Origin of the sequence: Leptospira selangorensis, assembly GCF_004769405.1 — a bacterium.
GTDB classification, from domain to species: domain Bacteria; phylum Spirochaetota; class Leptospiria; order Leptospirales; family Leptospiraceae; genus Leptospira_B; species Leptospira_B selangorensis.
The window spans coordinates 278,278-299,007 of sequence record NZ_RQES01000016.1 but is presented as its reverse complement, the minus strand read 5'-3'; the positions used below and the strand labels follow the sequence as shown (position 1 = coordinate 299,007).

Here is a 20,730-nt window from a genome sequence, read left to right as displayed (position 1 = left end):
CTAATCGCAATCGTAGAATACGGTCCCTCCAACATTACATTGACCTGGAGGTAAAATCATACCATGCTGAACACCGTACCACCACATTAAATATTGCACTAACGGATTTTGATCAAAGTGATATTGATAAAATATTAGGACTGCCATAATCTTTGCTTCGTTTGAAAATTCCTCATAAGGAAGGTATCCGCCTGCTGAATTATATAAATAAATTCCTATATCTACTAAAATACTAACTCCAAACCAAGTCCAAGAAAATTTTGAAAAAATCCAAGCTGGGTCGGCACCGAATTGTAGTTTGGCTAGTTGCATTCCCCCTGTACTAAAAATTGATTCGAACGGATCATAATTTCCATCCCTGTGCCTCATTCCCAAAGCTTGCATGAAAATTTCTCCGATCGTTCTTGCTCCGTGATCGGAGGATCGCATCGCACTTCTAAATCCTTCATCTACCCTACGGAAATGATCTCTAATTCCATGATCTATTCTTCTAAAATGTCCTCTTACGGAGTTGCCTGCATTATGAGCAAGTTCTCTCCATCCACCTCTGGTTCCAGGAGTTGGGACATAGAAGGCCCTTTGATGACCAGCCCAAGTAGCCTTGTAAGCATCCGAAATAGAGTTCCCGAATTTCCACAAATCACTCCTATGTTTTACAAGACCACGTCCATAGCCATATCCGAGCAAGAAGCCTTGTTCTGGAGTCAGACCTAATTGAGGAGCCGCATAATATCCTACAATTGCCCAAGCAAGAGGAGTTGAAATATTATTTCCACTGGCATCTCCGTAACGGACTGGATTCCCTTCCGTATACATGTATCGGTTGAATCCTTGAGTTCGATTTGGAAAGATTGCTGTGTCTGCTTGAAGAAACCTTGCAATTGTCGGATCATAATATCTAGCATTATAATAATATAAACCGGAATCTCGATCCTCTACTTGGCTAGTATATTTATATCTAAAGACATCTGGTCCGGAAGAATCTGTTCGATCGATTTCACCATAAGGCTTATAACTAATATGAGAAGCTCCAGGCATGTCTCCGCCGGAAAGCGCATTTCCTTCTCCGTTCGTAGCCATTGTAATCGAACCCATTTGATCTGGATGAAAGAATACCATCCCTGGAACTGGAGTTCCAGAAACAGTACCTCCATCTGTAGTCCCACCATTCCCCGGAGGAGAATCAACGGATGGTGTATTTCCTGCTACTGCTAATGGAAGTAAATCCCAAGGAGCAGTCCCAGATCCTCCGTTATTCATTAGTTCGTCCAAACATCCAACGCTAAAAGAAAATGAAAAAAGTACGATCAAAGGTGCGGATAAAATTCTAGCCCATGCAGGCGATAGAGATTCTTTCTGTTTAGAAAATGCTAAGGCGAGTCCTAAAAAGATGATGGAAGCCCATGCAAAAGCTAAAAACCCATCAGAAAATTTACCTTGAGAATTATATACATAACCCAGAATAAAATTTATTAGTCCAGATTTCGCTTTTCCATTCCATTCTTTCCAGAAGGCGGTGTCTGTAATTCCAGGTTGTGTCTCAGTAGAGGCAGCCGAAATTAGAGTAGCATCTGTTCTAGCAAATTGAGCTACAAGTTCTCCCTTTACACCTCGAAGATAAAGAGTGTGCTGATCAGCATAACCTGGGCGACGTAGAACTTCATAAAGAGGATCAGGAGAATAAATTACCGATAGATCCGTACTTCTACTTTTTTTAATACGATTTCCAGCGAAATCATACAGCATGCTCAACTGATCTCCTCCATTGAGCGTATGAGTAATCAATTTCCCAGAAGCATCATAAACAAGACTTTCTCCGTTTCGGGAAACCATATTCCCTGCTGCATCGTATGCAAAACTGATTGTTCCAGTATTTGTACTATTTACTGATGTTACAGCATGAACATGAGAAGAATTCCCATAAGTAAATGTATAATCTCCTTTCTTAAGAAGGTTCCCACTATCTGTATATTGATATACTTCCGTTCCATATTTACCTGTGGCTTGAACCAAGCGGTTTTGAGCATCATACGTGTAAGTTTGGGTTCGTGTGGAATTTTGAAGATCGTTTATCTTTTTAATATTTCCTTTTGCATCAAATTCCAATGTAACCTGTTGTGAAACAGTGCCATTTTTAAAATTCGTCTGAAAACCAGTAGGTCGATCATAAATTGGATCATAGCCGATATAGGACACAACACCATTTCCAGTTGTTCTAGTAAATTGGAAGGAACCCGATGTACCTGGAAATGGTCCATCGTAAGAGACTACTGGATGGTCATAGCTTCCTTTATCGGGAACATCCATTCTAACACCGGTAAGGTGATTTCCTTTGGAATAAATATTATGAGCAATGCTTCCGTCAGGATATGTTGTAGAAATTACTCTTCCCATTGAATCATATGCGTATTTAAAAACAAGGGTCAAATCATCTATAATTCTGACTTTTTGGGAGATGTTACCTCGAATATCATAAGTTAAATTTAATATACCTGCGGCATCTTGAATTTGAGTTGGTCTTCCTTTTCCTAAAGCATTACCGTCGTATGACATTGAAATGGTCGGACTTCCATCAGAGGGAGTTGAAGTTATCATTCGATTCGAGGAGTCGTATGTTTTCTGGATGCTTTTACCACGAGCATCTACTTGGGAAATTAAATTGCCTTCCGAATCATAAGAATATGAAGTTGTTCCCGAATTCGGATCTGTGGTGCTTGCTTTTCTTCCAGCAGAATCATAAGTAATGGAGGTAGTTCCATTTTGAGGATCTATCACTTTCCATAATCGACCACCGTTATCATAACTATATTGGATAGTTGAGCCATTGCTCGTCTTCGTAACGTCCTGATCCAATTCGTCCTTAGTAAGGGACTCTTCCAATAGAATTGTGGACCCGCTTTTAACTTGTGTCGTAATAGTTCTTCCAGAATAATCTATACTCTTAGAAGTACCGTCAGGAAAATTAATCTTGGAAACTTGTCCTTCTGGACCATTGTATTCGTAAGTTGTGAAAACTGGAGTTATTACTCCTTCCACATATTCGTTTGATTCAGTTAATAATTTACCAATGGCTGAATAGGTTTTAGTGGATGTTGTCCAGCGATCCAAAAGAGTTGTAGCAGAGCGTTTTACTAACCAACCCTGTGGAGTATAGGTTTCAATCGTAGTAACTTCTCCATTCTCATCGTCTCGGATTCGCCTTTCCACATAAGAAGTTTGTTCCCCGGATGTAATTCCATAAGAAAGTTTTTCACTCCAATCAGCCTCTCCAGGAAAATCTGTCTGGATCAATCGACCAAATTCATCGTAGTATTTCTTGGTAGTACCGCCATTTGCAGCAGTCTCTTTGGTCAATAGCCCCCGATCTGTATCGTATTCCATTAATTTATTAAGTCCTGAAGCATCTGTTATCGAAATTGCAAATAAATGGACCACAGGATCATATTCGATTACTGTTTGGTTTCCTCTGGAATCTGTAACAAGAACTTGGTTTCCGTAATTATCGTAATCATACGATTGTGTTTTCGCGGCAGATGTTCCTGAAAATTCTGTCTTAGATACAGGTTTAAAATCTGAATAAGCGATCTGAGTTTTCTCTAAAGTTATCCCATTGCGAGTCACTGTTTTGGCGGTCTGTCTATTCAATACCCAGTTATTCGTATCACAAACATACGTCCCAGACGTCACCGTAGTATATGTTTCGTTAATCTCCGTAGCTGTAGAAATATTTCCGCAAGAATCGTAACTTAAGGAGGTGAAGACATTCCCAGCTAAGGTTCCGCCAATATATTCTTTCTGAGTAGAAGATTGGATACGAGGGTAACTTCTTCCTGCAAAGGTTCCTGTTTCCACAACCTGTGTCTCATTTTTTACAAGCGAATATATGGTGTTTGCTCCAGATACAGTTCCAATATAACTCCGTTTTGCTTCCATCATTCCAGCGTACAAACGGTTAGTCTGGAAATAATCTACTTCAGTTTTTTCTAAGGTTCTTGAATTCGTTTCTACAACAGTCCTAAATCCGTAAGAAACACGATTAAGCGGTGTTCCTAAATTCATTCTAGAATTTGTATAAGAATATGAGAGGTTCTCGGAGATTCCGTTACCGAGATTATTACCGATCTGCTTTACGATCACCTCATTATTCGTATTCGGAACATTCGGATAAGAACCTGCACTTGTGGAAATGGTCCCGCTTAGATCTGTTTTCCAAGAATATGTGATTGTCGAACTTTTAAACTGGTTATCAGAAACTGAGGCTAAAAGATTCCCAGGAAGACCTGTTCCAAGTGTATATACTCTTAAATTCCCTACGACTGCGTTATCCGCTATATCCATTACAACCAGGTCAGTCTTTCGATCTGAATTAATATCTACTAACTGAACTTCTCCGGTAATATCAATTCCAGCGGAAGGTGAGCTAGATAAGGTAGTTCCAGTCGAAAAATAAACATTCACTCGGGAACCATTCGCCCAAACAAAGTCCCCAAATCCGTCCCCGTTTAAATCTCCGATTCCAAAGTATTTATTTTTTCCGGATTGAACGCTTAGATTAATGTTTCCTATATTAACTGCTTGGGGAGAAGTCGTCAGCTTTCCATATTCGTTACGATAAACGTAAAGAAAACCGCTATCATATGCTATCAGGTCAGGAAGGCGATCCCCATTTAAATCTCCCCACCAACGACCAGCATATACAGGGGATGCGGAGTATGGAACAGCATCTTGTCCGACAACTGGTAAGGTTTGTGTTGTTTGAGTAAAACTAGTTAATGTAGAATCGAATGTTTGGATAACTAAATTCGATCCGCTAAAATAAACAAACTCTGGAATACCGTCACCCTCTAAATCTAGAAAGGTTCCGTCGGAAGAAGTAGCTCCACTCAAAGAAACGGACACAGGATCTGCAAAACTTGTTCCTTGCGACAAAGAATAATTAATTGTAGAATCATCCACAACCCAAAGGTAATCGGACCTGCCATCACGATTCAAATCAAAGCTATAAGATTTTTGATACGATATCGGATTATCAGTTAAAGGAGTTGGAGTAGGAGCTGATATGGAAACGTTCGCATACATTACACCAAATGAATTTGTGTTTCCATTTGAAACATAACCTGATAACGACGACCCAGTGGAAATAAATACATCACTTCTTAAATCTCCATTACTATCACCAAAGGTAAGCGTATTAAGAATATTGTATTGAAACGATGGCAATTTCGAACCAAGATAACTATTAAATCCGGAAACTCCTTTAATATATGAAGAAGGGTAAACTCCCGAATCAGCATCACCAGACAAATATTGTAAATCTAGTTTTCCATCTGAGTTAAGATCTGCCCATCCACCCAAAAAAGTGGCTACGGATTGTCCGCCATTACATGGTATAAACCAAGCCAGCGTGTAAGCATTGCATCTAATTATTGCCGCATTTACAGTCGCTATACATGCTGCCCCTCCTAAATCAATCGGAGGACAAGCCTGTCCAGCAACAAAACACCAATATGCTCCTTCAATACATGCTGATTTATCATATAAAGGAACGCGAACATTTGCCTTTAAAGTTACTGAATCTAAATTATAATCGTTTAAATTTTGAAATGAGGAATTAGCAGAACTATCCGTGTAAGTAAAAGATAAAGGTAAATAGTCCTCGTCTCCCCACTGAGACGAATACTCCGACCGTTCGAGAGAACTAAGTCTAGATCTACCATATGTTCCGTTTTCATAATTGAAACGGTATTCTCGAATTATATTTCCGCTAGTTCGGATTTGGATCTTGTTGATTACTTGATTCCAGGTTTCTTGGTCTCCCGATGAGAACACTGAACCTATATTTCCAGATCTTGAAGTATAATAGAACTCCACCTCTCGATTACCATACGAGTATTTCCAAGGATATAATACTCCATTAGTTTTTTGGTATTGAATCTCATAGAAATTTCCCCAAGGGTCTTCTACTTTACTCAAAGCCCAAAACCTCTGGATCGTACCTGTAAGTAAAATGGAACTTGCGTTTCCTCCGAAGGTGTATTTCAATCCGCCCTGATCAATTGCTGTCCAGGTGCAGGATGTAGAACAATCCCCTGTGGAAGTATATAACATAAAGGATTCATTATATGTTCTAAATGGTCCACTACCGGTTGAAATTAAATTTCCTCCGAGAGAACTTTGGAAAGAATCCGAAGAAGAAAAAGTAATTTTATCGCCTGAGTCTCTCTGAATCCAATCCCATCCTGATAAATCCCATGCTTCGCCGACAATCCCCCTACTTGCATCAGTAGTGTGAACTAAAGATATATTTGGGATAATTCCACCAGCACCTGGAGGCAATTCTATTGAAATGTTAGCATTACCTTTTCCTGAGGAATCAACCTGAATAATTGGGAATGATTGAGAGATTGGATCTGATGATGAAAAAAACGACTGTATCCAACTTAATGGCTCGAATGAAATTTGTGAAAAAATAAGTGTGAAAATAACAATCTGACTTAGTTTGCTAAATGGAAAAGAAAAAGGTTTTAAATTACGATTTAGGTTCCAAATTCTTAGGTTTTTCACATTTTACTCCAAAAAATCAAAAGATCTTGTAGGTTTTCCATTGACACACATAACTCAGGTTTGACTTTGAATTAGTGTCAATTGAAAAAAATATGCACTCTATGCATAAAGTGATAAATACGTTAGCGGAATATCGATTCCACCTCCTAAGTGCTCTTCTTCTGTCGCTTTTCAACTGCCAGTTTCTAAATGTTCCGGGTGTCGGATCTGTGAAAGGATCAGAAGCAAAAAGACAAATCAATTCAGCAATTTCAAGTTCGGTAAGTCTATCTAACATTCTTGTTCTTTCGAATTCAACAGCTTCAGGGACTTGTGGTGGGAGCGGTGGTGGAGGACCTAGTACAGGCTCTGCAAATGATCCAGAGCCAAACGAAACTTTTTCAGGTGCGTACTCCATCAATTTGAGCGGAGGAGTTGGATACACATATACTTTGAGCGGTCAAATTTCGAATGGTAGTGATATCGATCTTTTTTCTTTTCTAAATACTTCAGCTAAAAAAGGCATAACAATAAATTATGATTCTGGAGATGCGACTTGCACATTTTTTAGCACTACGAACGATCAAAGTTCGAACAATTCCACGACGCATACTTCCGATTCAGGCTCAACTTTTCCCTCTTCTGGTTTTTCCACATCTATAAACATCGGCTTCAACGCTGGTTTAGGTGGAAATACATATTACTCTTATCTAAAATGTGAAGGAACATCGGGGCAAACTTATTCCTTCACAATCACAGTGGATCAAATATATGGATCTTCCGGTGGTTCGGGTTCCAGTGGACCTGTAACCACTGAAAATACTTACCTTACACAAGCTATCTTTGATTCTCTTATATCCGTTGATTCAGGCAAGTCTTACACAAGAGATTCAGTAGATACCTGCGTAAATGCGATACGAACCAAAGGGAGTTTGTATGCAGTCGCAAAAGGAGAAGCGGTTAAGCAAGCCGCCATTTGTGGAACATCTGCCGAAGTTCCAGATCGTAGTATCTTCTTAAAAGACGATTGTAAATTAGAAGAAACTCATTGGATTCAAATTGATTCATTCGGAATCCCATAAACTAAAAGAAATAAACAAATTGATAGGAATCAACCATGCTCAAAATAGAATTTCTCCAACCGGTAAAAACAAACCGAGGAATGTGTGCTGGCGTATCTTCCAATAAGACACCGGCATGATTTCTACGATAATTAGTAATTATAAAAAATTTAGGAGAACTGACCGTAACTTGAATACGCGGTCATTCTATTTGTGGCTTATAGTCGCTGGCTATTTGTTATGCCTATCATCTCCACTCTTAGCGGCTGATTTACTCCTTTCGAACGGAGATGGATTTATCTTAGATGTAGTCTCCGAAGACGAAAGAGCTATCACCGTTTCTTGGAAAAATAGAATCTATGTAATTCCAAGATCTGAAATATTGAAAGTCGATGCCAGCCGAAAAGGACCTCATACTTCGTATCGAACTTCGCATTTCCTCCTAAAAGATAGCACATCTATACGTGGAGTCTTAGCTGAAGAAAAAGAAACTTCTTATACAGTTAAAACAGATTTAGGCTATCTAGATATCGATAAGTCTCGGATTAAAAATTCAAAAATTCCACAAGACCAAGATGCAAAGCTTCCATTAGAATTCCTAAGCGAGAAATTGACTCAGCCAGAAACTAAGTGGGGAGGATCTCTCTCTACCTACGGAGGAATCGGATCTATCGCAAACTCTGCTCCTCTATGGTTATCTGGTTCCATGTTTATCGAACCAGCTTACTTTCGATTAGGTGAAAGAAACCAGCTTGGTATCAGAGTTGATGCACTTGGATCATCAGGTGGAACGAATACAAGATATTCAGTCTTGATGCCAGAGATTTATTTGTTTAGAGGATTCGGATTTTCTGAAGAAAGAAACTTTTACTTATCTATAGGATTAGGACCTGCGGCTGTCCAATCTAAATCAGGAGGAGAAACCCAGTCTGGTATTGTTCCCGGTGCTCATTTAGAAATTGGTTACCAAGGCTGGAGATGGGATACAAGTTTTCTCAGAATTGGAGGGAAGGTTTTATGTTTCGCGGATGCTACCTCTCCATTCTGTACGGCAGGACTAGAGTTTTCTTTTGGAGCAAGACTATGAGAGCGATGTTATCCAAAAATTTTAATAATAGCAGTTCATTTTTTCGTAAATTTATCCCACTGTATCTTTCCATCTTACTCTTCACAACACTTGGTTGCGATTCTCCATTCGCCTGGGGAGAAGATAATAATGATCTAAAAGTTGATTCTTTTTGGATACAACCTGGCTCTACAAAAATTGGAGTAAGTTTGAAATGTTCTGCTGAGTCAGATGCATACGCGTATGCGATAGGATCCTCTGAATCTCAAATCAGTATGAGTTTATCACAAGCGAAGGCGCATTATCTTCCAATACAAGATCTAACTCCGGATTCTAATTATACTTTGGTTTTTGGATGTGGAAAAATATCTAACTCAAAACCTACTCGCATACCTTTTACAACTTGGGTCAGTGATCAGCCAATAGTTTCCAGAGGAATTTACTTAGTCGGCGGTGTTGATGGGAACGGATATCCAATTGCTGAGATTGATTTATTCGATCCAGTGGAATCAAAGTGGTATCCTGCTTTCACTTCCGTTCCAACTCCTAGAAGTTTTGCTCTTACTATCTTTCATAAAGGAAAAATATTCGTGATGGGCGGAGCCAAGCGAGCTTCAGGAGGAAGCTGGACAGTAACAGATGAAGTAGAAGCTTTCGATCCATTTACCAAGACTTGGACAACGCATTCTCCTATGCCCGCAACCTTGCACGGAGCTGTTGGAGGAAGTTCCGGTGACGAAATCTATGCTATCGCAGGCAGTACTTCTTTAAATACTACTTCTGGAACTCTTTTGAATACGGTATATCGCTTTTATCCGGATATAGGTTTAACTGGAACTTGGGCGAGTCCTTTTACTTCTCAAACTTCCATATTCCCAAAAATAGATATGTCCGGCTGTATATTTGATGGAACCTTCTATTTTACCGGAGGCAGACAATACAATGATGGCTCCGCATCTGCAACATCAGACAGCTATATACCTTCTTTAAATGCTACATCAGCGATAACAGAATCATCCCTAATTACAGCAAGGCATGGTGCGGCAATTGCTTGTTACCGTCCACAAACAGGAGATCCTAATCCAGGAGCTTCAAAATATGTCTTGATAGCTGGGGGATCTAGTGGATCTAATTTCTTCCAACCAGCTACTAGCGTAACTCCGGTATCAAACTATGAAGTTTATGCGATATCAACTACAACAAATGCTTATGCCACTGGACCTTCGCTTTTACAGTCGTTATACTTTCCTGCGATGGAAATCTCTTACGATCTTAATCAGGCTTATGTATTCGGTGGAGCATCATCAATAAATGTTCCAACTGATTTTGTTTACTCAATTGGATTATCAAATCCGACGGCTGGTCCTTGGACTCTCTCTACTCAGAAAATGCCCCGAGCACGTTATGGTCACAAGGCGGTAATACTAAGATGAAACAGTCATTCAAAATTATATCTGCCTTTCTATTATGTATTTTACTTCTCTTTGTGTCTGAAATGTTTTCCGAAGAAGATAGTGTTCAATCGCAAATTAGAAGTTTAGTAAATTCTGGGAAATACCAAGAAGCAGGAGAAATCCTTAAACCTTTACTAGAAAATAATCCTACTGATGTTACTTTAGGCCTTTTTCAAACAGAAATCTGGATTGGTATTGGAGAAAGTCTTTATCAGAAAAAGCAGTATAAAAGTGCGTTTCCTTATTTTTCGAAAGCATTTGAGGCCTGGCCTAGTCATCCCTTGTTGCGTTCTCGTTATGAAGAGCTGAGAGGGAAAAAATTAATAGATCAAATTAAGGTCGAATCACGACCAAAAGTAGGAAAGTTATCTCTTGAATCTCAGACTAAAAGCACTTTAATAGTTTTAGCTGACCCAGAAATTATAGAATTAACAAATCAACTTAAAGACAGGCTAAAATTAAGGATCACCGAATTAGAACAAGGGACCGTAGGACAGAATATAAAGGCAGAGTCCTTAAACATTCCTCAAAAATGGATTTTATCTTTATTAGGAATCTCTCTTTTGGCTAATTTATTTTTATCTGTTTTATTTTTCAGAAAGAGATAGAATGAAGTATTCCCCCTATTTCTAATATTTCTATTCGTAAATTGTGTTACCAGATACGGAACAATAAAAACCGAATCCAATAACCCAAATTCATCCGTATCCAGTATTAATATAGAAGCATTACGTATAAATGGATATTATTCCGGCAGAGTAAAATTAAAGAAATGATATAGTATCGCTTACTGCAAAAGATTGTCGCGCTCCCAATTCACTCATCCCTTACTACCCTAAAATAATTCCCTTCCTTCAAGTTCTCATAACGTGCCCAGTCTATCTTCTTCCCCTTAGGAACATACGGTAAATCCGCAGATTTAATTTTGATTCCATGGAATAAGGAATAAACACCGACTGCCAAACTGATCGCGGTATCCTTTTTTCTTTGAGTCAGGATTTTCATATCCTTCTCTTTATCAATATAACCAATTTCTAAATAAGCAGAGATTGCATTGATAAATGTAGGAAGGCTATAAGTGGATATATACGGTTTATTAATAGGACCGGGATTGGATAATTCTTCTTCCGAATTGGGTAAAGTCCTAAGACCATATTGCAAAAATCTCATGAGTTCGGTTGCAGCGTAATGATTGTCTCCTCCGAATCCTTCTGCACCGTCTTCTCTTCTCCAGAGTTCGGGTTCCGCTCTTTCTCTATCCCAAAATTTTCCTTTGGCGGAATATTCCGAATGTTTTTTAGCATAAGGCCCTGGACCGTCTAACACTGCTTTATCGATCCAGCCGGCAGAATCCGCATATTTCCAAGTCACCATGTTTTGGCGATATCCTTCGAAATTGGAAAGGTCCGTTTTTTTTCCGGATTTGTTCGGCCAATAACCGTTAAAGTAGATCCATGCATCCGCTACTGCATTTTCTAATCGAGACCATTCCATTTTGAAACGCATCCATTCACTCCAAGGTCCGTCTTCGAAAGACTTGGAAGATTTTCCTTCTGAAATTTTTCTCAAAGAATAAAATGTTCTGTAAGAAGGAGAAAGAACCGCAGCCATTCCACCTGGATGTCCTTTCCAGCTTGGATTTAAATGCAAAGATAAAACTAAATAAGGTCGAGCGGCGTTAATCCTAGAAATTCTTCCTGGCTTGATCTTTCCGGATTTTTTATCCGGATAATCGTACAATCTATAAAAAGCATTCGGGTCGGAAGATAGATCGGCTCCTTCTTCCTTTGCTGTTTCTTCTCTAGTAAGATCCGAATCTATTCTGATCCAAGGGAGTGTATCGTTCGTGAATTTTTTTGCGTATGATCTGAATGTTTCGAATCCTTCCTGAGTTTTGGTAAGGTCCAGTATTTCTTTTACTTCTTTTGCAAGAGCTAATACTACTTCACTTTCTCTTCTGGATTTTGTTTGGGCCCCCGCCTTATAAGGTTCCAGGTATTTATTAGAGATCGGATCGTATTTATCCCCGTGTTCTTCCTTAGGTTTTAGATCCAGACCACCATGGCCCGGATCTATGACTATATTATAGGTTCTTTTCGGGGTTGTTTCTTGAGAAGAAACGGAGGATGAGAAAATGAGAAGTAGAAGGCTGAGTAAAATTTTTTGTATCACGTATGGAAATTTATTTCTCCGGGGATATCAGGCACAGCCTGTTATCCCCATGTGATACGTCAAGGAAGGAATCCGTGTGTTTGGAGTTTGGAAGTCTTTTAAAGTTTAGATTCTGCGTACACCATATTGCGGTTATCGCTTAGATCCACTTTGTATTTCTCCCGTACATTCTTACTTTCCTCTTCGGTTTTCAATTTGCTGAGGATAGAAATTCCATATTCTTTCGCGATCCTAAGATGCATCAGGCTATCCTTAAATCTAGAGTCCCTTCTCATCTTCTCCGCTTGGATAAATTGATAATAAGCGATCTGAAGTTTGTGTTGGTTATAAGACACTTCTCTTCCCGCATATCCTTTTGCGGCCGCCCCAGGTCCGGACTTTTGTTCGATAGATACGATTGCATCCGCACATTCTCCTAAGAGCTGATCTACTTTTTGGTTATATAGATCGGAGAATTTTCCGTACAGTTTGTTTGTCTCGTCTTCCGTCTCCCTCATCTTACGGCCGGCAACGATATATTTGCGCATTAAAGAATATCGATACGCTTCGTTGTATTTTTTCCAGATAGTATCGAAGTCCTGTTGGGAATTTTGGACCTGAGATCCGAAATTTTTTACAACCACTTCAAGTGCACCTAAATCATTTTTGATCTTGATTTGAGTGGAATCCAAGGTCCTGGCAAAATGGAATTCCTCCAAATAATCTCCCTGGTATTTAGGATCTTCAGCCACATTGGCCAAGGCAGAACCCTTACCGTCATTACTTGTAGGTTTATTTTGTGCAGATACGCCGTACGAAATTATAAAGAATGCCGCAAGAACCGCGACGATCCGAGGGAAAGAAATTTTTGTCATGTGATCGACCCTTCGCGGTAATATAACACAACGCTTAAGAAGCAAACAAGCTTTTTATTGCTTAAAATCGAAACATAATATTCCGTCACCAACAGGGAATAAGGTGTATTCTATCTTAGAATTTTTGATTAGGGACCATAATTCGCGTACCGCCCGGTCGGAAGGAGCTTGGTTTGTAGGATCTGCAATCCTTCCATGCCACAGAACATTATCGTAGATCACTCTTAGATTTCTGGTTTTTCCCTTTTCTAGGATCATCTCTAAAATTTCCGGATATCGGATCTTATCACAATCCACAAACATCAGCTCCTTTCGGTTCAAAGAAGAAGGTTCCAAAAATTCTTTTGCGATCTCGGAACAGTCCGCATTCGTAAATTCAACTCTATTGGAATTGGGCTCCAGTTTGGCAAAAAATTCTTTCGCGACTTGGATGAAGTCCGCTTCTCTATCCACAGTTTGGATCTTTGTATCTTTTCGAATCGAAGAGATAAGCCAGAATAAGGAAATCCCATAGCCGGTTCCCAATTCCAAAATTACGTCCGGATCCCAGGAAGAGGCTAAAAATGCGAGCACCGCTCCAGATGCTGGAGTCAAAACGGGAAACTTATCTTGAGCGGCTTTTTTTTCCAGATCTTCTAGCCAATCATAAGGGCGTTTTACTAATTCTGAATGGATCCAATCTTCTAATCCATCTTTATAAATAGAAGTCCCGTATTTCTGTTTTGGATTCTGCGAAGCCATATTATTCGGGAAGAAAAAGATGGATCCTATCTTTTTCGGAAGGAGGAATTCTTTTAGATAATACTTTTCGAATATACGAGGGAGGATAACGTTTTGAAAAATGTATCAGAACTATCTTTTCGTTCTTAAAAGAAGAAATATGATGCAAGATCTCGTCCAGATGGATATGCCCCCACTCTCTTGCATTCTCCACATTCCTTTCATTGTCTATATAAGTACATTCTAAAAATAGGATCTCGGATTCCGCCACATCCTTATGAGTAAGCACGTATTCTATTTTAGTATCTCCGGAAAAACTGACCACTGGCTTGGAATGAACTTCATTGATGTCGATCCCTTCTTCTTTCTTTTTTAAAAGTTCGTTTCGATCTAATCCGACAAATTCGGCCTTTAACTTTTTCTTTCTTTCGTAGATTGTATAACCCTGGGAATCCACTCTATGAAATGTTTTCCATACTTTAAAAAAATGGTATGCATCTATTGGGATCTCTTCCCCTTCTTCCAATCCTTTCATTTCGTAGGAGTAGGGAAAATCTTCTATCTTAGAATAAAGAGATAAAATTTCTCTCATGGGAGCTTCTAATGTTTTAGGGAGATATATTTTAGGAGGTCCTAATTTGCGTAAGGACCTTTGAGAAATATAATAAGGAATTCCGGCGGAATGATCCAAATGTGCATGGGTCAATAATAGTCTTTCTATATTGATACGATCTGGATTTTGGTGTCCTATATCGAACATCAAACTCAAACGAGGCATTACAATGGAGGTGCGAATTCCTCCTTCCGAAATTCCTTCGAATAAATATCCTTTATGTTCGAACCTAGAATCCATTATGGGATAGGATCTTCCGGGCCAATTGTTTTTTGTCCAGGCAACTCGGAAGAGACTGAAGATTTCGGCCCAGAGATCACTGCAGTTAGTTTATCTCTTCTAAAGTATATCTTACCCACTCTTCTTAAATCTTCAAGAGAAACATTCTGGATTTTATCTCTATAATTTTTAAGATAATCCTTAGGCATTTTATGTTCTCTGAATCGGACTTCGTTACGCAGAATTTCTATGGAATCAGTGAATAAGAAGATGAACTTATTTAAGATCGCTTCTTTTGCATTCTTCAATTCTTCTTCGCTTATATTTGAGAAGGTAGAATCTCCCAAAATTTCTCCCATTAGATTATAGACTTCCATAGTGCTTTGGGATTTTGTCTGAGTGAAAAAGTAAATCACAGAATGATCTTTTTCAAACACAGGATGACTGGAAGAAGAATAAGCCAGCCCCTTGTCAGAACGGATCTTACTCATGAAGTAGGAAGTAAAACCACCACCTCCAACAAGATAATTCAAAACTTGGACCGCATAAAAGTCCTTATCGTTATGAGCAGGCCCTACCCCTAAAAACAGAACCACGTTCTGAGTGTTTGCCTTATCTATGATCAGATTTTTAATATCTTTCTGTTTTAGATTTTTATTCAGTTCTTCCGGACTGGAACCTTGAGATTCCATCACAGGAGTTCCGGAAAATCCAGGTAGAATATCTCCTAAGAACTGAGGGATTTCTTCTTGGTTCCATTTACCGCTCACGAGTATGGAACGTCTGGAACTCAATAACTGGTTTTTATAATATTCTTCTAGATCTTCTTCTTTTAATTGTTCAAGCGTAGTTAAAGAAAGAGCCTTTCCTTTTACTTTTCCTTGGTATACAAGTTCGTTTGCCTTTCTGAAAGCAAGACCTACTATATTATCGTTTCTTCTTTTGATCTGTTCGCCTAGCTGCAATCTTGCAATCTCGAATGCTTCTTTTCCAAAGATAGGTTGTTTCAAAAATTCCGAGATCAAAGCCTTGGACTCTTGGTCATATCTGGAAAGCCAGGAGAACGTGAGAGTCACAGTGTCCAAATCGGAATCCACTCTTAGTTTGGAACCGTACGATTCCCAGACTTCTGCAAAACTTTCTCCCGGATGAGAGGTCGTGCCCCCCTTTTTCCAAGCCTCTGGAAAAATTTCCACTAACTCGAAAGAGGTTTTAGGCTGGAAAGAAGGTCCCGCATAAAATGTGATCTCCAAAGTTTTGATCGGGAACTCAGAATTTTCCAGATAAAGTATTCTGGTGTTCGGGTCTTTGCCGATCTCCTTAATTTCAGGAAAATGGAATTCTAAAGCAGGGATCTTTACGTCTTTTACGAAATCTCCTGGAGCAGCAGTTAAACTAACAAAAGAGAATAAAAATACAAAAGAGGAGATAGTTAATTTTTTTATAATATTCATTTTTTCTCTCCATCAGAATTAATCAGATCACCTACTGTCAGGTTTCGAGGTGTAAAATATTTTTGAGCCACTCTCATGATATCATCCGGAGTAACTCTATCCAAACGTGCATAATCATCGAAAATTTCCGTCCAATCCCCGGCTACTAATTCGTAATAAGTAAGAACATCTGCGAGTTTGGAATTGCTGTTTAAACCTCTGATATAATCTGCTACGATTTGATTTTTGATCTTAGTCAGCTCCTCTTCGGTAACTGCTTCTTTTTTAAGAGTTTCGATTTCTTCCAGAATAGAAGATTCTATCTTGTCCGGATCAGCCCCTCTTACATTAGTCACATAAATCGCAAATAGATTCGCGTATCTTTCTCCCGGCTCTCCTGTCCAACAAGCTACTCTTTGAGCGAGTTTGTCCCTAAGTACGAGTCGTTTGTACAATCTTCCGGTCTCACCTTGGGATAGGACAGCATCAATCAATTCCAAAACCGGTTTATCAGGATGAGGAGAAGCAGGAGTCAACCAGCCCATCACTTTCATTGGGCCGGAAGAGTGTTTTACACTCACTCTTCTTGTCTCATGATCAAAACTTTCCGCCTCATGAGAAAGTTTAGGAGAAGGTCCGTCCGGAATATCTTCGAAATATTTTCTGACCAATTTTTCGGTCTTATCGAAATCTATATCTCCTACGATCCCTATCGCCATTTTATGCGGTCTATAATTCTTTTTGAAAAATTCTTCCGTTTTATCTATATCCAAAAAGGGAAGATTGGATTCATAACCGATCACCGGCATTCCGTAAGAATGTTTAGGGAAAGCGGCGCCTAAAAATTTCTCTCTTAAGATCCCCATCCCCTGGTTTTCCACTCTCATCCTGCGTTCTTCCAGGACAACATCCCTTTCCGTATAATATTCTCTTAATATAGGATCTTTTAATCTATCTGATTCCAGTTTAGCCCAGATCTCTAATCTATTTGCGGGAAGAAGTATCTGATAATTCGTAACATCATTCGTTGTGTATGCATTAAAACCAGTACCCCCATTCTTTTCGTAAATATAAGAGTCTTCATTGGAAACCACGAATTTACGATGGAGCTCCAACAGATTCTTGAATCTGATCTCTAAAATGTTTTTATCTTTGATAAGTTTTTCGGGAACGGGCTCACCCTTTGCCGCTAATTCTCTTTCTTGTATACGATAAGAATCTAAACGTTTTCCCCAGACACGGATCTGATCCAGATATACTTTTTCTTTTTTGGCATCAGTGACTCCTATATTCTTCGTACCCTTAAAAAGCATATGCTCTAAAAGGTGAGCCGTACCCGCGATCTCAGGAGTTTCATCCGCTGCGCCTACCAAAAATTTGGTATAAACGGCAACAGTAGGAGAATCGGCCCTTTTCATCATGAGAAGCCTGATCCCATTCTTCAGAGTTACCTTCTTCACTCTGGATTCCAAAGTGGTTCGGATCTCCGAGAAGATGTCTTCGTTAGCGAATGCTTCGAAGTTTATAAAAATACAAAGAGTGAAAAACAAAAAGTTGAAACGAGAGATGACGGACTTGGAAAGATATTCCCACATAACCAACAAGATTTCCTCTAAAAGTTATGTTGTCCAGAAGATACCGGGAAAAAATCCCGCTGGTTTTTGTAGAGGGGAGCTTTAAACTAGGAACTATGTTGCGGGTTTCATCGGTCTTATTCCTGACATTTTTTTTAGGGTATTGTGAACCTGCAGACCCGGAATACAGAAGAAAGGTTTGGGATAATCTAAGCGATTCAGGTTTTATCTCTCATGATTATTTCCAAGTAGTTGTGACAGTTCCAGTCCCGAACCAAGAAAAACCTATCCTAACATTGAGAGAAGATTGTAAGGCAAGAGCCATCCGCAAAAGAGATGAGATGTCCGTGAACTTACTATTAGCTCAGATCTCGGAAGAAAGAAAAACTTGGATCGGAGTCGGGGTCAATTCTACAGTTCCCAAGTATGAACCACTTCCCGGACCGCCCCAAGCAGTTCGGACCAAATCCAATTCTCCTATGGGTGCTGCTTCTATCGCTACCCAAAACGTACAATCCCCGGTAGAGGACGATTCTCCGGAAGAAAAAAAAGAAAAGAAGAAGACGGAAATCGTAAATGCTGATTATTTAACCTACCGAGCTTCTTTCGCTTGGCTTTTGGATAAACTGTTCTTATACAGAGAAGATTATAGCGACCCTAAGAGCTGCATATTTGTTTTTAGAGTTGTAGATGCGGATTTACTTAAGCGAACCTTAGAATCAAAAATAATTCCATAACAAAGGAATCTAACGATCTATGTATACAAAAACGATTTTCGCATTACTGATCATTTCTCTCATTTCCGTATGTAAAACACCCCAAACGGAAGAACCTAAAAAAGAAACTCCTAAGAATGTGGTCCAAGAATCTGCTCCAACCGAAGACGACCAATTCGTAAAAGCTACCGAAGGTTTTATCAGCTCTTCTACTTACCAAGTTGTTGTATCATCCTTAGATGGTAATGAAAACGAAGCTTTGGATCTAGCTAAAAAAAGAGCCTTAAATCTTTTTATAGCGGAGAAGGGAGACTCATTCCGCCCCACCGACCGCAAATTCCTGAAGGAACTAGTAGATACTAAAGGTAAGTTTGTAAAAGTCTCCAAGCCGATCAACGGGAAGACATATTATCTATTTCATGTATCCCAACCGGATCTAAAAATAGAGATTAAGAAGTAACGAGACTTCGCTTGTAGGAACTCCAACAAACCTTTTTACATAAAAAAAGCGGCTCTCGGCCGCTTTTTCTTTTTAAGAACTCTATTCGATTATTGTATAGTTTCTTTTTGTAATATCTTTCCAGGAATACAGATATTCCTATTATAATCACAGTAGAAAATTTTCGCGTGAATTTCCAATTCACCTTTTCCCTCTAATTTTACCTGCATAGGTTCTACTGATTCGAAATATTCTTTTTTGCGCGTAGAAGTTTTACCTTTCAGTTTTAGATCCGCAGAGACTACTTTTAATCCGGATCCAGCATTCAGTAAGATTCGATGTGGAGCCTCTTTTTGGACTCCGAAATTTTCAGGATACGTAACTTTCAAAAGATAAACAGAAGGAGAGGATCTTTCTATCTTGAATTTGATCGGATTTTCTTCTTCTGCAGAAAGTCCAGAGATCAGAAAAATTGAAATAATTGCGAGAAATGTAAAACGTTTCATACTTAAATTAGACCCTTCTTCTTGCCGAATGTTTTGTCAAGTCCCTTGAAAATAAAAAAACCGTTCATCTTTTCGTAGTGTATTTTTGGATTAGAATATCACCTGAAATTCCCAACGAATCATTCAACTTCCGGATCGCTTCAATAGAAAGAGGGATCTTTTTATTCAAATATTCGGAAGCTCTATGTTTAGAACCTAAAATTTTAGAAAGATCCTTTTGTGTAAGGCCTTGTTGCTCCATTCTAAATCGGATCGCGTCAATTGGATCCGGAGGAAAGATCAAAATATGTTTCTCTTCGTAATTGCTAACTAGAACGAAAAGCGTTTCTAATTCAATTTCTTCTTCTCTGGATTTTTTTTTCTGGTCCATCAATGCTTCGATCCGCTTTAAAGCGGACTTATGATCGGTTTTAGAGATTACCGGTTGTATTTTAATCGCATTTGTCATAATAAAATCCTTACAAGATGTCTAAATCGTTTCCGCATCTATCCTATCATATTCGGAATGAGTCCCGACAAATCGGATAAATACCCCTCCAAACCTATATTCCATTTTTACGATAATCCTGTAATTATTCCCTCCCACATTAAAAACAACTCTGCTACCCGGAAGAAAATCTGCCGACCTATATCGTTCCTTAATTGTCTTGGGCTCGTTCCAAAGAGATTTTTTAGCTTCTTCGTACCAGGCGGATAAAGGAATTTTCGCGTTAGGATGTTTTTTCCAGAATTCCACCAAAGTCGCCCTGGAAATAATCCTGTTTCTCCGCATGAAGATATTATACAGGTTGGTTCCAAAATTTGGAACTAAAAAATTATAGAAAAAGGTGATCGTCCCGGAATATTGATTACCGGGAAAAACTTTTATCCCTTAAAATTTTGGAATTGAACATCAAAAGGAAGGTCTGCAGATTTTAGGAGTCTCATGATTTCCTGAAGTTCATCCTTCTTCTTTCCTTGGATCCTGACACAATTTCCCATAATAGTCGGGATCACTTTCAGTTTAGAATCTTTTACGATCTTAGTAATCTCTTTGGTCTGTTCTTTTTCAAGACCGTTACGAATTTTCACTTTCATCCGAACAGTATTACCGGTCGCAGGTTCCAATTTGGATTTGAAATCGAATGACTTAAGACCGAGTCCTCTTTTCGCCATCTTATTGATAAGAACATCGATCACACTTTCCAATTTTGCTTCGTTGTCCGAAATAAGAGTTAAATTTTCCTCTTCCAGTTTGATCTCCGACTTGGAACCCTTAAAGTCGAATCTATTCTTGATCTCTGCGATCGCTTGAGTAACAGCGTTTTGTAATTCAGGTCTATCTATCTCGGAAACAACATCGAATGATGGATCGCTCATC

Annotated in this window: 17 protein-coding genes; 6 read left to right on the top strand and 11 right to left on the bottom strand. The window is 39.0% G+C overall.

Going from position 1 to position 20,730, the window contains the following annotated elements; translation table 11 throughout:
* Positions 1–6,108, bottom strand: coding sequence for an RHS repeat-associated core domain-containing protein (locus tag EHO58_RS11845; RefSeq protein WP_135680052.1), 6,108 nt, complete (start codon positions 6,106–6,108; stop codon positions 1–3).
* 665 nt (positions 6,109–6,773) lie between these two features.
* On the opposite strand from EHO58_RS11845, the gene EHO58_RS11840 reads away from it, so the two are divergent.
* From EHO58_RS11840 to EHO58_RS11825, 4 genes are all read left to right on the top strand, one after another.
* The gene (locus EHO58_RS11840; protein ID WP_135680051.1) at positions 6,774–7,625 is read left to right on the top strand and encodes a hypothetical protein; all 852 of its coding nucleotides are present in this window, start codon (positions 6,774–6,776) and stop codon (positions 7,623–7,625) included.
* Between the two features lie 214 nt (positions 7,626–7,839).
* A complete protein-coding gene (locus tag EHO58_RS11835; protein ID WP_135680050.1) occupies positions 7,840–8,691 on the top strand; it encodes an LA_3334 family protein in 852 nt (283 codons plus the stop codon).
* A complete protein-coding gene (locus EHO58_RS11830; RefSeq protein WP_135680049.1) occupies positions 8,688–10,103 on the top strand; it encodes a Kelch repeat-containing protein in 1,416 nt (471 codons plus the stop codon). Before EHO58_RS11835 ends, EHO58_RS11830 begins: the two co-directional genes overlap by 4 nt.
* A complete protein-coding gene (locus EHO58_RS11825) occupies positions 10,100–10,732 on the top strand; it encodes a tetratricopeptide repeat protein (RefSeq protein WP_135680048.1) in 633 nt (210 codons plus the stop codon). The genes EHO58_RS11830 and EHO58_RS11825 overlap by 4 nt, the downstream gene beginning before the upstream one ends.
* A 208-nt stretch (positions 10,733–10,940) precedes the next feature.
* Here the strand turns inward: EHO58_RS11825 and EHO58_RS11820 are convergent, their stop codons facing one another.
* From EHO58_RS11820 to EHO58_RS11795, 6 genes are all read right to left on the bottom strand, one after another.
* On the bottom strand, positions 10,941–12,260 hold the full coding sequence (locus EHO58_RS11820) for an N-acetylmuramoyl-L-alanine amidase (protein WP_425269447.1): 1,320 nt from the start codon (positions 12,258–12,260) through the stop codon (positions 10,941–10,943).
* A 134-nt stretch (positions 12,261–12,394) separates the two neighbouring features.
* A complete protein-coding gene (locus EHO58_RS11815) occupies positions 12,395–13,150 on the bottom strand; it encodes a hypothetical protein (RefSeq protein WP_135629258.1) in 756 nt (251 codons plus the stop codon).
* 54 nt (positions 13,151–13,204) lie between these two features.
* On the bottom strand, positions 13,205–13,891 hold the full coding sequence (locus tag EHO58_RS11810; protein ID WP_135680046.1) for an O-methyltransferase: 687 nt from the start codon (positions 13,889–13,891) through the stop codon (positions 13,205–13,207).
* A 1-nt stretch (position 13,892) separates the two neighbouring features.
* Complete coding sequence (locus tag EHO58_RS11805; RefSeq protein ID WP_135680045.1) at positions 13,893–14,723, bottom strand: MBL fold metallo-hydrolase; 831 nt, start codon at positions 14,721–14,723, stop codon at positions 13,893–13,895.
* The gene (locus EHO58_RS11800; protein WP_135680044.1) at positions 14,723–16,156 is read right to left on the bottom strand and encodes a M16 family metallopeptidase; all 1,434 of its coding nucleotides are present in this window, start codon (positions 16,154–16,156) and stop codon (positions 14,723–14,725) included. The genes EHO58_RS11805 and EHO58_RS11800 overlap by 1 nt, the downstream gene beginning before the upstream one ends.
* On the bottom strand, positions 16,153–17,730 hold the full coding sequence (locus tag EHO58_RS11795) for a M16 family metallopeptidase (RefSeq protein ID WP_135680043.1): 1,578 nt from the start codon (positions 17,728–17,730) through the stop codon (positions 16,153–16,155). Before EHO58_RS11795 ends, EHO58_RS11800 begins: the two co-directional genes overlap by 4 nt.
* Positions 17,731–17,825: 95 nt before the next feature.
* Between EHO58_RS11795 and EHO58_RS11790 the strand changes: the two genes are divergently transcribed.
* Together EHO58_RS11790 and EHO58_RS11785 are read left to right on the top strand one after the other, a co-directional pair.
* Complete coding sequence (locus EHO58_RS11790; protein WP_135629253.1) at positions 17,826–18,446, top strand: hypothetical protein; 621 nt, start codon at positions 17,826–17,828, stop codon at positions 18,444–18,446.
* A 19-nt stretch (positions 18,447–18,465) separates the two neighbouring features.
* Positions 18,466–18,885: a lipoprotein gene (locus EHO58_RS11785; protein ID WP_135629252.1), complete on the top strand. Its 420-nt coding sequence runs from the start codon at positions 18,466–18,468 to the stop codon at positions 18,883–18,885.
* Between the two features lie 89 nt (positions 18,886–18,974).
* Here the strand turns inward: EHO58_RS11785 and mpl17 are convergent, their stop codons facing one another.
* The 4 genes from mpl17 to EHO58_RS11765 form a co-directional block, all read right to left on the bottom strand.
* Positions 18,975–19,370, bottom strand: a complete 396-nt coding sequence (gene mpl17 / locus EHO58_RS11780; protein ID WP_135680042.1) for a cell surface protein MPL17 — start codon at positions 19,368–19,370, stop codon at positions 18,975–18,977.
* Between the two features lie 64 nt (positions 19,371–19,434).
* Positions 19,435–19,818, bottom strand: a complete 384-nt coding sequence (locus EHO58_RS11775) for a helix-turn-helix domain-containing protein (protein WP_208728792.1) — start codon at positions 19,816–19,818, stop codon at positions 19,435–19,437.
* 21 nt (positions 19,819–19,839) lie between these two features.
* Positions 19,840–20,142 carry a type II toxin-antitoxin system HigB family toxin gene (locus tag EHO58_RS11770; protein ID WP_135629250.1) on the bottom strand — a complete coding sequence of 101 codons (303 nt, stop codon included), beginning with the start codon at positions 20,140–20,142 and terminating at the stop codon, positions 19,840–19,842.
* Positions 20,143–20,234: 92 nt separating this feature from the next.
* Positions 20,235–20,729: a YajQ family cyclic di-GMP-binding protein gene (locus EHO58_RS11765; RefSeq protein WP_135680041.1), complete on the bottom strand. Its 495-nt coding sequence runs from the start codon at positions 20,727–20,729 to the stop codon at positions 20,235–20,237.
* Between the last annotated feature and the right edge of the window lies 1 nt (position 20,730).

Coding starts and splice junctions, on each gene's coding strand:
- EHO58_RS11800 (WP_135680044.1), bottom strand. CDS start 16,156: ATGAATATTATAAAAAAATTAACTATCTCCTCTTTTGTATTTTTATTC.
- EHO58_RS11845 (WP_135680052.1), bottom strand. CDS start 6,108: ATGTTATATACTTCCACAGGGGATTGTTCTACATCCTGCACCTGGACA.
- EHO58_RS11770 (WP_135629250.1), bottom strand. CDS start 20,142: ATGCGGAGAAACAGGATTATTTCCAGGGCGACTTTGGTGGAATTCTGG.
- mpl17 (WP_135680042.1), bottom strand. CDS start 19,370: ATGAAACGTTTTACATTTCTCGCAATTATTTCAATTTTTCTGATCTCT.
- EHO58_RS11785 (WP_135629252.1), top strand. CDS start 18,466: ATGTATACAAAAACGATTTTCGCATTACTGATCATTTCTCTCATTTCC.
- EHO58_RS11795 (WP_135680043.1), bottom strand. CDS start 17,730: ATGTGGGAATATCTTTCCAAGTCCGTCATCTCTCGTTTCAACTTTTTG.
- EHO58_RS11790 (WP_135629253.1), top strand. CDS start 17,826: ATGTTGCGGGTTTCATCGGTCTTATTCCTGACATTTTTTTTAGGGTAT.
- EHO58_RS11805 (WP_135680045.1), bottom strand. CDS start 14,723: ATGGATTCTAGGTTCGAACATAAAGGATATTTATTCGAAGGAATTTCG.
- EHO58_RS11830 (WP_135680049.1), top strand. CDS start 8,688: ATGAGAGCGATGTTATCCAAAAATTTTAATAATAGCAGTTCATTTTTT.
- EHO58_RS11815 (WP_135629258.1), bottom strand. CDS start 13,150: ATGACAAAAATTTCTTTCCCTCGGATCGTCGCGGTTCTTGCGGCATTC.
- EHO58_RS11825 (WP_135680048.1), top strand. CDS start 10,100: ATGAAACAGTCATTCAAAATTATATCTGCCTTTCTATTATGTATTTTA.
- EHO58_RS11810 (WP_135680046.1), bottom strand. CDS start 13,891: ATGGCTTCGCAGAATCCAAAACAGAAATACGGGACTTCTATTTATAAA.
- EHO58_RS11775 (WP_208728792.1), bottom strand. CDS start 19,818: ATGACAAATGCGATTAAAATACAACCGGTAATCTCTAAAACCGATCAT.
- EHO58_RS11765 (WP_135680041.1), bottom strand. CDS start 20,729: ATGAGCGATCCATCATTCGATGTTGTTTCCGAGATAGATAGACCTGAA.